The following is a 14,960-nucleotide window of genomic DNA, read 5'->3' as shown; positions in this document are numbered from 1 at the left end:
AGTAAAGGGGTTGAAAAGGAAATTTATGAACTCTAAATTAGCATCTATGAATGCAAAGGTACTTACTTCGAATGACACTATCCAAAACAACTCACACAAAGTTGCTTTAGATAGTTTTGTAAGTTTAATGAAAGTGTGTTCACTTAACATAACATTACAAAGTAGACACTCCGAACAACAGTTAAATGAGTATTATGATATATATTTTATCGACCTGTTTCATTGCGATTGGAGTGAGGCAATTCCAAATAATATTTTACAATTAGCCAAACATAATAAAGTTGTTTTATTTAACGTACATAACGAGCAGTTATGCGAGAGGCAGCTATTACTATCTGGCTTTCAGGGTATCTTTTATTTATCAGATAGGTCAGACATTATATTGAAAGGGTTAAATGAAGTTAAAAATAACGAACGCTGGTTTAAACGCTCATCAATGAATCAAGCGTTTTCTTATTTGCTAAAGAAAAACAAATCCAGTATATCAACGCTTGATAAATTAACTGATAAGGTTATTTTCCCAACATTGACAAAACGTGAAAACACTATTATTGATTTAGTTACCAAAGGGTCGAAAAATCATGAAATTGCTGATCAACTTAATATCAGCACTAACACAGTAAAAACACATATTTATAGTATTTTTAGAAAAACTAACTCAAGAAATCGAATAGAGTTGATTACTTGGTCGTTACAATCAACTAAGCACATAGATCCAACATTAAACTGATGACAGAAAGTAGCACCTACCGTGCTACTTTATAATTCTCTTACTCACATCGCTTGTCTAAAATAGTTTAGCCTATTGAGCTTTCCATACACGCTTTTGTAACCCTTTTTTTACCAGCTCTGTGATTGCCTTTTCTAATGCTTGTTTAACGCAGATATGCATGGGTTCATTGCTTGTATAGCCTGCTTCAGCCTCGGCTAAACGCTTAAAACTAACATAGCGAAAAAAACCGGCTCGAGCTTCTGTACTTAGTACAGTCTTACTTGTTGAAACAGAAACCAGAACTTGCCCTGTTCTAACATCAATCGCACGCATATACACAGATATGACATCTTCTCTGTAAAGCTCAGAGGAGCCAATACCGAAATATTCGGCACCAAATCCACCCGTTTTGATATTTGAATCATAACTAATAATACCGCCCTCTAAAATAATCTTCGCGGTTGTTAAAGGGGGTAATTCAGCTTGAGCGTTATTTTTATTTGAAGCCCGTGTTATCTTTCGCTCAGTTAATATGTTTTGAAGACCCTCTCTCTCAACGGGTAAAAACCAATCTGAGTCGCTCAAAGCTTGCATCAAGATTGATGTTGCTCCTTGAGTGACCGCGGTTGAGAATGAACTAATATTTGCTTGTGGCTTATACTGTCCGGTTTGGTCTCTAAATGCGTATACTGAAACAGGAATGGCGCCTATCGGTTTAGGTAATGCTTTAAGCTCTTTAAAAGTTTCAGATTCTTCTATTTTTATTGCCGTATTAATACTTGGTGGGATGAGACGTTCAATGCTACTACATGCAGATATCATCAAAAGCATTAATAATAGGATTGTTATTCTAAAATTCATGCTAGCCACCGTACCTTGGTACCTCAATAACGGTGACTTCACCAGTAATCGTATTGGTAATTTGAACCGTTATGGCATCGCTATTACTTGTTAACACCAATATCTCATAATCACCACTACTAAAAATAGAGTCTTCTCCAAAAAAATTACTGTCAGCGTCTTCTCCAAATGCCATATCAGTTATTTCTCTCACCATTTTACTGATGTAAGCGCGTTCAAGTGATTCCTGAAATTTTTCAGCATATGATTTATTTGCGACTGGCGCTTTATGCTTATTTTGTGCATTTGCTTTGCCCAAAAGAAAGCTACCATTCATAGGGTTACCACCAAAACTTGGGTTTAGCGGTTTGTAAACAAGTTCAGATGCTTGGGTATTAATTGATATTGTTTGTAATAGCATCAGTGCTACGAAAGTGGTGATATTGACTTTATTCATTACTACCATCCATTTGTTGCTAAGTCGGGATTGTTTTGATCTAATTGTGATTGTGCTAAGGCCTCTATCAGAATTAAAACGGATTGTTCTACGCGAGGCTTTACAGGTGTTTGTCGTCTGCCCAAATGGGTCACATAAATCTTCTTATTATTTAAATTAACGGTTAGCCGAGTTCCAGAACGAGGAATTACGATTTCATTGATAACAACGATATGTCCATTTGTATTTGGTACATCTCGCCATAATTGACTAAATGCAGTGAAGAATTCGTGGCCTTGACGACTTCTTGTGTTGTCTAAAAGTATTCCACCAATTTCAACTTCACTACAAAGTAGCGAAAATGGCAGATTTAAAAGTATTAATAGAAATAATTTATACAGCATACACAAAAAGGGGAGTGGACTCCCCTTAATTACATTACAGTTTTATTTTTGCGTTATGGTTGCGCTATTCCAATCACCAACTTGAGTAATTGACACACTGCCAGAAGCATTAGTGATAGATCCTTCAACGATATTACCTAAACCGGTTTGACTAATACTTAAAGAAATGTCAGAACCTTCAATTAACATAGCTTCGCCATTGCTGCCAGTCACTATGTTATCATCGCCTATTTGAGCGATATCGATAGAGTGATTATTACCTTCGACCAAAATATCTAGGGCGTTCAAATCACCATCTTGATTGACATTGATGATATTATCATTTGTATCAAAAGTTGTGCTCAAATTGATGACAGTGTCATTCATGCTACCTGATTGAGTAACATTAATATCGTTGTTATCGGCAGTTAACGCGTTGTTATCTACCGAGGCTTGTGCGATTGCAACATTCTCGTCACCTGACTGAATGATGTCGATATCGTTATTATCGCCGTTAAAGTTGACAATATGACCTTCATTTGAATCACCAGCTTGGAAAATCGAGAATGAATTAGACTCACCTAATCCACCTACATATGCAGAGTTTAACATACCTGCTTGAGTTGTATTAAAGTCATTGTCTTCGCCAATAACATCAAATGTAGCACTGTTTTCGTCACCAGTTTGGTTAACAGATACTTCATTGTCAGAACCAATAAAGATATTAGACACAGCCGCGTTACTATTGCCGTCTTGATCAATTTCTATGTCGTTTTGGTCACCGCTAACGTCTTCAATCGAAATACTGTTGCGATCACCATTTTGAACAAAGTCTAACTCGTTTGAGCTACCTTGCAGTGCGGTCACTCGAGTAGTGTTCCAATACCCATCTTGCTCAACTTCGATAGTATTGTCATCGCCAATAATGTTGTCTAAATATATTTCATTCCATTGACCATTTTGTGATGTTTCGACAGTATTGCCGCTACCATTTAGGTTTGTATTATAAGACCAATGACCGCCTTCACCTTGTTCAACAGTAATGCTGTTATCGTTACCGTTCACAGAATTAATAGATTCATTACCAAAACCCAAATACCCTTCACCTGACTGTGTTAAAGTAATTGTATTCTCAGTCCCCTCAACAGTGCTCTGCGAGATATTATTTGAACCATCTTGACTGATTATTTGAGTATTCGATTGACCTAAAGAAGTAGTGATAGCGATATTGTTTGCTCCAATTTGAGCAACTTCAGTGATATTATTCTCACCGTTGACGGTTGCACTGATACCGTTTAAATCACCTTCTTGTGATAGCAAGGCTTCATTACCAAGTACAGCTGATGAATCAGATGTTTGAGACAATTCGATCACGTTGCCAGCTGCATTTGCCATTAGTTGGGTATTGATAGGTTTTGCTTCACCTTTAGTGTCTTTATCGGCTGCAATGGCATAGTTGCTTGCGCCGAGAGCTAAAAGTACAGCTGCTGTGATAATTGATTTCTGTAATTTCACTGTATTCTCCGTTCTAGTTTTTATATTGGGTTATATTTACTAGCATTTCGTTACCAATTTGATGAACAACAAAAGTTTGCTCACCTGTCTGTGTTACGTTGACGGTATTAGCATCACCTTCTTGGAAAACGTCAACTAAATTACCGTAACCTTGTTGCAAGAGGTTAACTGTATTATTAGCACCCGATTGAGTAACGTTAGCCAGGTTATGTGTGCCATTTTGAGTAATCTTGACGCCGTTAACCATATCCGCCGTTTGGTTAACAATTACTTGGTTATTAATTCCGTATTGATTTATAGCTAAGTGTTGAACAGTATTGTTCATTGTGACGACTAAGCTAGTTGCTAGACTTAATGACAAAGGAGAGTTTTGTAAATCAGTACCAGAAACAAGATCATCAGCATGACAAGCAAATGTCTTAGTAAGCAAAAGAGGGGCAATGAACAAACTGCAGTTGAATTGCTTTTTAAGTTTAATAAGACGGTTTTTTTTGTCAGTAGTCATATCTTTTTATCAAGTACTAAAATTCAGATAAAACTTTAATATCTTAGAACAATTATAAATATCACCTATTTTTTGTATTTGAAAAAATCAATTAATATCATTGTCTTGCTTTTATATTTGCTTCTTTAATTAATGAGAAAGGGTGGTTTTTGGTTGGTTCCGAATGCTAAATAATTATGGTTTTAGTTCTTTATGAAAAAATTCATACAAAAAAAGTTGTGTTTTATGTTTCGTCGCTAGATTGGTGAATTTGAATCTGTTTATAGTATAGATGTTGCTTAATTCCAATTGAAAAAATTTGTTAGTCATTAAACAAAGGGTCTATTAAACGGGTCAAAATTTTGGCCATGATAAATATGGATTCATAAATGAAATTTAAACTTTCTGCGCTGTCTTTAGCGTTTATTCCTGCTCTTGCAAACGCTTCTGTTGAAATAAGCGCATCAAACAAAGATGCTTACAAAGACGATTCTGTGATTGTTGTCTATAAAAAAGATTCGACATTATCTAACCGCCGAGCAGTTAGAAACTTAGTTTTAGCTAAGATCTCTGATAAGAACAATGACGAAGTTGATGATAAATACAGCAATATCCTAGACGGTCGAATGGCTAAATTTGAGTTAGACAAAATGTCTGTCAAAGATGCATTGTCTAAGATCCGAAACAATTCTGCTGTCTTATATGCAGAGCCAGACTATATTGTGCAAGCAAATGTGATGCCCGACGATACAAGCTTTTCTGAGTTATGGGGCTTACACAATACAGGACAAACTGGCGGCGTTGATGATGCAGATATCGATGCGCCAGAAGCATGGGATATTTCTACAGGTGATCGAGGCATTGTTGTAGGTGTTATTGATACGGGTGTTGACTATACACACCCAGATCTTATTGCAAATGCATGGGTAAACCCAGGTGAAATAGCAGATGATGGTATTGATAATGACGGCAATGGCTATATTGATGATGTTTATGGTATTGATGCCATTTCTGGCTCAGGTGATCCAATGGATGACAATGGTCACGGCACACACGTAGCTGGTACGATTGGTGCTTCAGGTAATAATGGCTTGGGTGTTGTTGGTGTTAACCATGATGTGGCAATTGCAGGTTGTAAGTTCTTGAGTGCATCGGGCTCTGGTTCTACATCTGATGCCATTGAATGTATCGATTACATGGTTGATCTGAAAAACAGTGGTGTAAACCTTCGTGTTCTGAATAACAGCTGGGGTGGCGGTGGTTACAGCCAAGCATTAGCGGATGCCATTACTGCATCAGAGCAAGCGGATATCTTATTTGTTGCTGCTGCAGGTAATAGCGCTGTGGATAACGATGTAAATGACTCATACCCATCAGGCTATGATCATGAAAGCATTTTAGCAGTAGCCAGTACAACATCTAACGATACAATGTCTGGCTTCTCGCAATGGGGCCTGACAACAGTTGATATGGGTGCACCGGGGTCAGCGATTTTGTCTACGGTGCCAGGTGGTGGATATGACTCTTTCTCTGGTACATCAATGGCGACTCCTCATGTTGCAGGTGCAGCTGCATTAGTATTATCAGTAAATTCAGAGCTAACAGCTGTTGAACTTAAATCACTTTTAATGAACAGTGGTGATGATAACGCTGCTTTGTCTGGTAAAACAGTTTCTGGCAAACGTCTGAATGTTCATAATGCGTTATTAGACGCAGATCCCACACCTGGATTTAAATTATCAGTGGCGCCTACTAATGTAACTTTAACAGCCGGTGATACCGCGACTTATACATTTGAAGTAGGTTCAATCGCGGATTGGGATGGCGTTGTTTCGTTAACGCTTACTGGCAACCTAGATGGAGCATCACTTTCTAAAGAGACTGTCAGTCCTGGAGAGAGCTTCCAAGTAAACGTGCCTACATTTGCTGACACTCAATGGGGTGCTTATGAGTTTGAAGTAACTGCAACAAGCGGTGATCTTCTCAAATCTCAAACATTAGGTTTATATGTTAATCCTCAAGGGTTGAATGAATTTACTTACACCAATGACACGCCAGTGGCTATTCCTGATGATTCACCTGAAGGTATATCGTCAGTCATTAATGTTCAAGATGATCTAACTATATTCGACTCAGAGACATATTTGAACATTACGCACTCTTATATTGGTGACTTAGTTGTTACTTTAACCTCACCAGCAGGTACAACTGCCACATTGCACAACCAAGCAGGTGGCAGCAACGATGATATTGATCAAAGTTTCTCTTCTTCAGCATTTAATGGCGAATCTACTTTAGGTGATTGGACATTAAAAATTGTTGATACATACGCGGCTGATACTGGTGATCTTAATAATTGGTCTGTGTCATTTTTAGCTTTAGGCGAAGTAGGTCCAGTTGCACCAAACGCTGATTTTGAAGCAGAGATTAACGATTTAGAGGTCAACTTTACTGACACAAGTACCGATGCAAACAATGACATCGTAAGCTGGAGTTGGGATTTTGGAGATGCTAATTCATCAACGGAGCAAAACCCAACACATACGTATGCTAATGCAGGTACTTATACTGTGACACTGACGGCAACAGACTCAGAAGGATTGAGTGATACTAAAACTATGACTGTCACTGTAACGGATGTAAATATTGAACTTGAAGTGAAACGAGCTTATAAATCGCGTTTAGGAAAATTACGAGTTGATATCGCTTATCAAGGCAGTTCATCTGAAATGGTCGATATTTACCGAAACGGTGAAAAAATAGCGACAGTAGAAAATACGGGGATCTATCGTGATAGAGAACGTCGTGTTGCTGGCACACAATTTGTTTATAAAGTGTGTGATACATCAACGGCATGTTCTAATGAAGTAACCGTTAACTTCTAAGCAGCACTCATTTAATGTAAGTCAAAGCCAGTTGATTCTGGCTTTTTCATACGCTTTGTTCAGCAGCACAAGCCGTAAGTAATCTTGACAGAATTATAATAAGACATCGACCCACCTCAGAGCTTCAATCAAATATGAGATGCCACATACTAAACTGTTGGCATGTTTAAAAAGTGGTAGCTGAAGCCAATTACTCACCATTGTTCGTATTTGACAAATTCATACAGATAAGAATCATTAACCATAGTAGTTTTAATCGCACAAATAATGAATGAGCAGCTTTTTGTTGGCACGACGTTATATTATTTGAAATCAGATTTACTGAGTAGTTTGTACTTCAAAAATAAGTCACTGATCCTGCGAGTTAACAAGCTTTGCTCTGTATTTGGAACGTGATGTAAGTGCATAGAAAGATATTCATCCGAATGGTATAAATCGAGCAAAGCACGGTTAATTTGCTTAATGATTTCTTGGGAATAGGCAGTGTTACTGCAGGCAATATGGCCGGCAATAAACAGGGGGTGTTTTGCAATAGAAACTGACCCAATGTTATCGTTTTGCCCAGTCGCATATTCTTTAAATACAGTTGGATATGTGATCAGGAGATCAACACGCTGGCGCTGGAATAATGCAATCATTGATTGATAAGCGTCACTGCCTGCGCGTCTGAGTATATTTTTTTCTTTGATTTTACTCAGTTGTTTATCTAATGCTTTACCATATGAACGGCCAGATTCAATGCCAATCGTTGCATTTGGGTATTTTGTAATGAGCTTCTGAATGCTTATTAAATCATGCTCTTCTGTTAAAAGATCATCAGTTAAAGGGGTTTTATTATTAAAATAATACAGTCTGTGGCTAGGGTATAGATGAACGGGGTAAGAATAGATATTATATAATTCGCGCTCGGGTGTTTTTATGCGATTCACCGCACACATGGTTCTGTCTTCTTTCAATAGCGCATCGATGCGTGCTGTCGGGGCTATTTCTAGCTCAACTTTAATATCAGGTAGATTTTTTAATAACAGGCGATATGAATCACTGGCAATATCGTGATTACCAGTTGTGTAAAAAAGCTCTAAGTCTTTTGGATCATCACTTAATAATGTCACAGTTTGAGCCTGCGAAATAAATGATGACAACAAAAGTATACACAGTGAAAAAAGAGGCTTCATAAATACCACTAGGCGTTAACTTATTTCATTATAGTCAATAACAGATTAACTGATGTAATTGATTATCTCACGAATAAAGTGGTAGGTGGTGTATTTGCACTATTTTACGCTTATTACAGCTGTGCAGCCTGTTTAACCACAATAGCATGGCGTTTTGCCAATCTTAAATGGTCTTTGTCATAACCGCCACCGATAACAGTGGCCACAGGTACACCTTTGCTTTGGCAAGTTGTTAGTACTAAGGCATCGCGTTTTTCTAATCCTTGCCATGAAATATTGAGCTTTCCGAGAGTATCTTGCTCCCACACATCAACGCCTGCATCGTACAATACTAAATCGGGGTTCAGATCTTCAATTAAGCCCGTTAAGGTTTCTCGCACAATATGCAAATACGCAGCGTCTTCTAAATGGTTTTCAAGACCGACATCTAAATCACTGTCATGTTTTCTAAATGGGAAGTTTTTTTCACAATGAATAGAGCAGGTAAACACATAAGGGTTGTGTTTTAACATAGCAGCAGTGCCATCACCTTGGTGTACGTCTAAATCAAAAATCAGTACATTATTTACCTTACCTTGCTGAATAAGTGTTGTAGACGTAAATGCGAGGTCATTCACCATGCAATATCCAGAGCCAAAATCATAATGGGCGTGATGGGTGCCACCGGCAAGGTGGCAGGCTATGCCATGTTCAAGAGCTAGTTCTGCGGTCTTTAATGTGCCAAGTGGTGCAGTAAAAGTTCGCGCCATTAGTTTTTCAGACCACGGTAAACCAATCCGACGCATCGCTTTGACATCGAGTTGGTTACGCCATAAGTCCCAAATATAGTCTTCGCAATGAACTAACTCGAGTGGCGTAGGCGAGCCAATTTCAGGTTGAACTAAGTTCTCGCCAACTAAGCCCATGTTTTTTACTTCATTGAATAAATTAGCGAATTTACTCATCACAAAGCGGTGTTTAGGATCAAAACTAAACGAGTAATTTGGATGATAAACAAGCGGTAAACGGGTGTTGAGCGGGCTGTGATTTGAGAGCATTAAAGACGGTACTTAGTTTAAATTGCGATAATTTTAACTGATATACGTATTACGTAATAGTTGAGATTATTATCTGCACCTACAGGTTTTTTTACACCTTGGTTTATGCAATCATGTTGGCCTTATTTTTCAAAGTGCTGAAGACAAATGGAACTGAATTTCTCTGACTTTTCTGGAAATCAAATATATCACTTAATGACGCAAACCATTATTCCGCGTCCTATCGCTTGGGTGTTAACCGACTCGGGCGAGCAAAGCTACAATCTTGCGCCATTTTCTTATTTCACAGCTGTATCGAGTGCGCCGCCTTTGATGATGTTTTCGGCTGGCAAAAAGCCAACAGGCGAGATTAAAGACACAGTTAAAAATGTGATTAATACCAAACAGTGCGTTATTCACATTGCCTCAGAGCAAGACGCTGATTTAGTCACAGCCACCGCTGCAACTCTCGAGCATGGCGAGTCTGAAATCACCGCCAACGACATTGAGCTGGTGGAGTTCGCAGGCTTTGGTCTACCTCGCATTAAAAGCTGCCATATCGCTTATGGTTGTGAGTTATATGAGGTGCAACAAATGGGCGAAGCGCCACAGTCATTAGTGTTTGTGAAGGTAAAAACCTTATATGTGAATGATGAAGTCATTTCTTTGGATGCGAAGCAACGTTTAAAAATTCATGCCGATAAAGTTGCCCCGCTGGCGCGTTTAGGCGGTGGGGAATATTCGGGTATTACCAGCCCTTTTGCAATGGCGAGACCTAAATAGAGCTTAGTTTAAATAAAGTTGCTAACTCAGTTATGAGAACAAACAAGCGCAGCATCATGCTGCGCTTTTTTATTGAGAATTTTTTGTTTAGAGAGCTGGTATTCAAGCTGCTTGAGGTTTTAACGCTTTTTGCATTTGTAAGTTTGCCCATCTCTTTTCAAGTACTAAGATAGTAAATAAGTAACACAGCACCACAATAATCGGTTGTAATACAAAGCTGTTCTCAGGGCTTATGATAAAAGCAGCGGTACATAAAACTGTTCTGACAACTGCGTGCGCTACACATACCTTAATCTTACAAATTGCACCATGTACTAACCACATTAAGCCCGACTGTACAGCAATCGCAAATGGCAGGGCGTAAGGATTTTGCATTGCAAAGGTAATGCTGATTGAAAAGGTCAAAAATGTCATCGCAACCGCGGCTAAAAAGATGGTATCGAATGGATTGCGTTCAGCGCCTTTTTTAAACTGAACATCTTCACCAGTTAATTTAGATAGGCCTAAACCTAAATATACAATTGAACCAGTACCAATATAAATCGCCCAAGTTTGCATGTGTAACGACAAAGACATGCCAGTTATAATCAGTAAACTCCAAACAATCATGCCAGCCAGTGGTACAGCCAAAAAGCGGCGGTTTTTATAGTTATGTAAATGTGTGTCTAAATTAATGGTGCTCATGGCAATCTCCGTCTGTTGATGGAGTAAGTATGACTTGAATAGTTGGCGAAGATCAGTGAGCTTTGTCACTTCGTTGCATGACAAATGTCATTGCTGCACTATACATATATAACTCTAAAAGTGATTGACGCTCTCAAAGGACACGATAAGAAAAATGGTAGCTCAAAATACAGCAACAGCATCTAAATGTATGAATTGCAATACACCTATTTCAGGTAATTACTGCTCTCATTGCGGACAGAAACATATTGTAGGTGAACTCACTGTTGGTTTTTTTATCAATACCTTTATTGATGCGTTGACCAATACTGATACGCGCATTTTTAGAACATTCAGAGACTTATTGATTCGACCTGGACATGTCGCAAAGCTATATGTTTCAGGAAAACGTAAGCAGTACGTCAATCCGTTGAGACTATGTTTTGTGATTATTGGTATTTACCTTGCACTTTTAGCTTTGACAGGAGGTATCGCTGCTCTAAATGAACATGCAGTGAATCAACAGCAAGCTGGTATCAGTGAATTCGCGAAGGTTTGGCAAGAGATTTATATTAATCATCGCATTTTAATTTACCTTGGCGCTTTACCATTTGCAGCATTAGTTGTCCGATTTTCCTTTTATAAGTCAGGTTATAACTATATCTCAACTCTGATTATGTTGCTTTACAGTAGTGCACTCTATTGCTTGTATGGCATTGTTATGGTGTCTGTTTTTAAATTATTTAGCTTAGATTACTTTTCTGAATATAGAAGATTGGTAGAAAGTGCTATTGGCTTAACCGTATTTTACCAGTCAGCAAAAGTCTTTTATGGCTGGAATTGGTTAAAAGGGCTCATATTCGTGCCATGGATTTTCTTGAGCTTATTTTTCTCAGCTTATTTAGCAGCATTTCTTATTACTTCGGCTATTACATTGTTTTAATCTTGGGTAATTAAGGCCATGCAGATTTGGTGTGTTATGCCTGATTTCAGATAATAAAAGCGACACTCATAGAAAGGTGAAGAAGAGGAAGCCAGTTGCCGAAAGTGGTGCGATCTTCTTGCTAAAGAAATAAGCAATACTACTATGAGTTATCAGCATTTGACTAAGGGAAAACACATCAGACTTATACCATTCCGGAACTGGAGTTTCAATCTCTGAAATTGCCAAAAAGTGCAATGCTGCCTTGCAATGGTATATTGTGAGTTAACAAGAAATCGAATTCATGGAGAGTACTGCCTTCAGAATGCGTATGATTTTTCAGTTCGCAGGCGCAAAGTATGCGTACCATCTCGAATGTCTTGAAGTTACATCAAAAAGGATAACTATGAAGAACATCACAAAAATAACTTTGGGTCTATTGTTTACTGTACTTTTCGGATATTTTGCTCTCTCATCAGAGCAACTATTTTATGCAGGGCAATCAATTGAACGAAAGCTTGCAGGTCTCAGTGTCAAATCAATAAAGATTGATGAGGGAGAAGTTGCTTACCTAGAAGGCGGAAAAGGCGACGTGATCGTTTTTCTTCATGGCTTTGGCGCGAATAAGGATAATTGGGTCAGGTTAGCTAAGCACCTCAAAGATGATTATTCCATAATAGCGCTAGATTTACCTGGGTTTGGCGATAGCTTTAAAAAGATGGACCTGAAATATGATGTTGAGTCTCAAGTTAGACGAGTAAATGAACTCATCAATCAATTAGGTATTAATAAGTTTTATATCGCTGGAAATTCAATGGGAGGGTACATAGCTGGAAACTATGCAATCAAATACCCTGAAAGAGTAACTGGTTTATGGTTATTGAATGCGTTAGGGGTTGAATCTGCCGACGAAAGTGAGATGTTTAAAGATATTTCAAACAATAAAAAGCCAATCGTACTTGTGCAGGACAAAAATGACCTTCAAAAACTGACGTCATTTGTCTTTCAAAGTCCACCTTACATACCTGAATTTGTTATTTCTGAGCTGGCTAAAAAAGCCGAGAAAGATTACCAGATTAATCAGAAAATATTTTATGAAATCCATAAACAAGACAATAACAAAGTAAAATTTGCTTCTCCCTTAGACCGGGGGCTAGCCAAGTTTAGTAAACCTGTGTTGATTACATGGGGAAAACAAGATCGCGTGCTTCATTACTCTGCGGCAAAGGTGCTTTCTCAAATAGCGCCCCAAGCTGAAATGGTTGTTATGGATGATATTGGACATTTACCTATGATAGAAGCGCCCAAGGCCACTGCAAAACAATTTATCTCTTTCAGTAGTCGAAATTAAATCATGTGTATTTGTACCTTCTTCTAAGTCTATGAATTAATGAGGTGTTCTATCAAACGTTCCTACTTAATTTATTTTTCGCATTTATCGAGATTTATTCGGCCTAGTGCATTCAGTAGCGTGTGCTAAGAAGGTATTAATTTGCAAATAAATTACAGTTATTAAGCGAATTAAAAAAGCCTAGATATCATTTATCTAGGCTTTTTAGTAAGGGAGATTTTTTACTGCACTAATCTATAACTTTACCAGCATGAATATTCGTAAATTTATGATCGTTAATGACAATTTCACCATTAACAAAGACATATTGCATTCCTTCGGTTAATACATTCCAATGAGCGAATGATGCGTTAACACTTATCTGCTTAGGATCAAATACGATGATATCGGCAAAATAATCAGGCTTAATTTGACCTCGTTTTTTAATATTAAAATACTTTGCTGTGTCTGCACTGCTTCGCTGTATAAAGGTCTCAAGAGACATTAAGTTTTTATCTAAAACATAGCTTTTTAACTTTTTTGGAAAACTAGCGTATTTTCTTGGGTGCCCATCGGTACCATCTGATGAAGTAACAACCCAAGTTTGTTGCATAAAGTTTTCGACATCTTCCGCAGACATGTTAAAAGAAGCAATACGAACTTGACCCATTAACACCAGTTTTTTTGTTGCGGAAATAGCTGATAAATTCCACTCTTTGGCAACTTGTTCAAGTGTCTTACCTTCTAAGCTTTTATCATAGAATTTAGTGATTAAAATGGCTTTAGCTCCACCGCGACGACGCAAGTTTTCTGCAAGCTCTCGGTCAATTTGATCTTGTAACCTTGGATCTTTGAGTCTTGCATGAAACGCTTTTTTGCTATCTGCCATGACCCATTTAGGCATCAATGCACTGTGTAGTTTAGTGCCAGATGCTAACCAAGGATATTGATCGGCTGAAATACTTAAACCTCGCTGCTGTTCAGACTCGACCAGATTAATGATTTGTTCACTTTGCCCCCAAACGTCAACGCCTAGTGCTTTTATATGTGCCAGATGCAAGTGAATATCTGCAGCTTTGGCAATATCAATCGCTTCTTGTACGGCAGGAATGAGGCCGATTGAAAACGTACTTTCATCGCGAATATGGGTGTCATAGATGCCATTGAATTTTGCAGCGACTTTAGCTAAACGAACTACCTCGTTGGTATTTGCATAGCTGCCGGGAACATAATAAAGACCACTAGATAAGCCTAGTGCGCCTTGTTCCATGGCTGTTTCTAACAGGGCTTCCATTTGCGACATTTCTTTTTCTGTGGCGTGACGCGCCACTTTTCCCATGACTTGTTTTCTAAGAGAGCCATGACCAACTAACAAACCTACATTGGTACCGATACCATTGGCATGTAAAGTATGTTTGGTGGCATTAAAGTCAACAGGGCCACCACCATCATTGCCATTTATGACAGTCGTGACCCCTTGAGTTAAATAGTTTATGTTGTTATTTCGGGTGCTACTTTTTAAATCTGATAGTGAATGTGTATGTGGATCTATAAACCCTGGGGCTATCACCTTACCAGACACATCAATGACTTGTTTTGCTTTAATATGTGTGCTGTCAGGTGCAAATATTCCACAAATTTTATCTTTACAAATGGCAACCTTTTTAGCATTTGCGGCGGAACCATCCCCCGAAATGAGTAAACCACCTGTCAGCAAAATATCGGCATTGAAAGTTGGTTTGCTAGCACAGCCCGTGAGCGCCATCAACATCACTAAAGTGCTCAACTTTAAAGTATTAGTTTTCATGTTAGTGAC

At 38.3% G+C, this 14,960-nt stretch carries 14 protein-coding genes; 5 read left to right on the top strand and 9 right to left on the bottom strand.

What is annotated here, in order from left to right:
• The first annotated feature begins 25 nt into the window (after positions 1–25).
• Entirely contained in the window at positions 26–730 is a 705-nt protein-coding gene (locus CWB72_RS11165) for a helix-turn-helix transcriptional regulator (protein WP_138631403.1), read from the top strand.
• Positions 731–802: 72 nt separating this feature from the next.
• On the opposite strand, the gene CWB72_RS11160 is transcribed toward CWB72_RS11165, so the two are convergent.
• The 5 genes from CWB72_RS11160 to CWB72_RS11140 are packed head-to-tail and all read right to left on the bottom strand — an operon-like array spanning position 803 to position 4,391.
• On the bottom strand, positions 803–1,573 hold the full coding sequence (locus tag CWB72_RS11160) for a CsgG/HfaB family protein (RefSeq protein ID WP_138568145.1): 771 nt from the start codon (positions 1,571–1,573) through the stop codon (positions 803–805).
• Between the two features lies 1 nt (position 1,574).
• Complete coding sequence (locus CWB72_RS11155) at positions 1,575–2,009, bottom strand: curli assembly protein CsgF (RefSeq protein ID WP_240700916.1); 435 nt, start codon at positions 2,007–2,009, stop codon at positions 1,575–1,577.
• A 2-nt stretch (positions 2,010–2,011) separates the two neighbouring features.
• On the bottom strand, positions 2,012–2,392 hold the full coding sequence (locus tag CWB72_RS11150) for a CsgE family curli-type amyloid fiber assembly protein (RefSeq protein ID WP_130254361.1): 381 nt from the start codon (positions 2,390–2,392) through the stop codon (positions 2,012–2,014).
• A gap of 42 nt (positions 2,393–2,434) precedes the next feature.
• A complete protein-coding gene (locus CWB72_RS11145; protein WP_138568144.1) occupies positions 2,435–3,886 on the bottom strand; it encodes a curlin in 1,452 nt (483 codons plus the stop codon).
• Positions 3,887–3,899: 13 nt separating this feature from the next.
• Positions 3,900–4,391, bottom strand: a complete 492-nt coding sequence (locus tag CWB72_RS11140) for a curlin subunit CsgB (protein WP_138631401.1) — start codon at positions 4,389–4,391, stop codon at positions 3,900–3,902.
• 368 nt (positions 4,392–4,759) lie between these two features.
• Between CWB72_RS11140 and CWB72_RS11135 the strand changes: the two genes are divergently transcribed.
• Positions 4,760–7,255, top strand: a complete 2,496-nt coding sequence (locus CWB72_RS11135) for a S8 family serine peptidase (RefSeq protein ID WP_138631399.1) — start codon at positions 4,760–4,762, stop codon at positions 7,253–7,255.
• Positions 7,256–7,557: 302 nt separating this feature from the next.
• Here CWB72_RS11135 and CWB72_RS11130 read toward each other — a convergent pair whose 3' ends face one another.
• Complete coding sequence (locus tag CWB72_RS11130) at positions 7,558–8,367, bottom strand: transporter substrate-binding domain-containing protein (RefSeq protein WP_138631397.1); 810 nt, start codon at positions 8,365–8,367, stop codon at positions 7,558–7,560.
• A 176-nt stretch (positions 8,368–8,543) separates the two neighbouring features.
• Positions 8,544–9,467: a histone deacetylase family protein gene (locus CWB72_RS11125; RefSeq protein WP_138631395.1), complete on the bottom strand. Its 924-nt coding sequence runs from the start codon at positions 9,465–9,467 to the stop codon at positions 8,544–8,546.
• Positions 9,468–9,614: 147 nt separating this feature from the next.
• On the opposite strand from CWB72_RS11125, the gene CWB72_RS11120 reads away from it, so the two are divergent.
• Complete coding sequence (locus CWB72_RS11120; protein WP_138631393.1) at positions 9,615–10,229, top strand: flavin reductase family protein; 615 nt, start codon at positions 9,615–9,617, stop codon at positions 10,227–10,229.
• A 102-nt stretch (positions 10,230–10,331) separates the two neighbouring features.
• Here the strand turns inward: CWB72_RS11120 and CWB72_RS11115 are convergent, their stop codons facing one another.
• Positions 10,332–10,913 carry a DUF7010 family protein gene (locus CWB72_RS11115; protein ID WP_138631391.1) on the bottom strand — a complete coding sequence of 194 codons (582 nt, stop codon included), beginning with the start codon at positions 10,911–10,913 and terminating at the stop codon, positions 10,332–10,334.
• 154 nt (positions 10,914–11,067) lie between these two features.
• Here CWB72_RS11115 and CWB72_RS11110 point away from each other — a divergent pair, with 154 nt between their 5' ends.
• A complete protein-coding gene (locus tag CWB72_RS11110; RefSeq protein WP_138631389.1) occupies positions 11,068–11,835 on the top strand; it encodes a DUF3667 domain-containing protein in 768 nt (255 codons plus the stop codon).
• A 385-nt stretch (positions 11,836–12,220) separates the two neighbouring features.
• Positions 12,221–13,165, top strand: coding sequence for an alpha/beta fold hydrolase (locus CWB72_RS11105; protein WP_171037278.1), 945 nt, complete (start codon positions 12,221–12,223; stop codon positions 13,163–13,165).
• 229 nt (positions 13,166–13,394) lie between these two features.
• Here CWB72_RS11105 and CWB72_RS11100 read toward each other — a convergent pair whose 3' ends face one another.
• Positions 13,395–14,951 (bottom strand): N-acyl-D-amino-acid deacylase family protein, encoded by a 1,557-nt coding sequence (locus CWB72_RS11100; RefSeq protein ID WP_138631385.1) that lies wholly within the window; start codon positions 14,949–14,951, stop codon positions 13,395–13,397.
• Between the last annotated feature and the right edge of the window lie 9 nt (positions 14,952–14,960).

Origin of the sequence: Pseudoalteromonas phenolica (assembly GCF_005886345.1) — a bacterium.
Classification (GTDB): domain Bacteria; phylum Pseudomonadota; class Gammaproteobacteria; order Enterobacterales; family Alteromonadaceae; genus Pseudoalteromonas; species Pseudoalteromonas phenolica_A.
The sequence above is the reverse complement of the archived record's forward strand: the minus strand, read 5'-3'. Positions and strand labels throughout refer to the sequence as shown.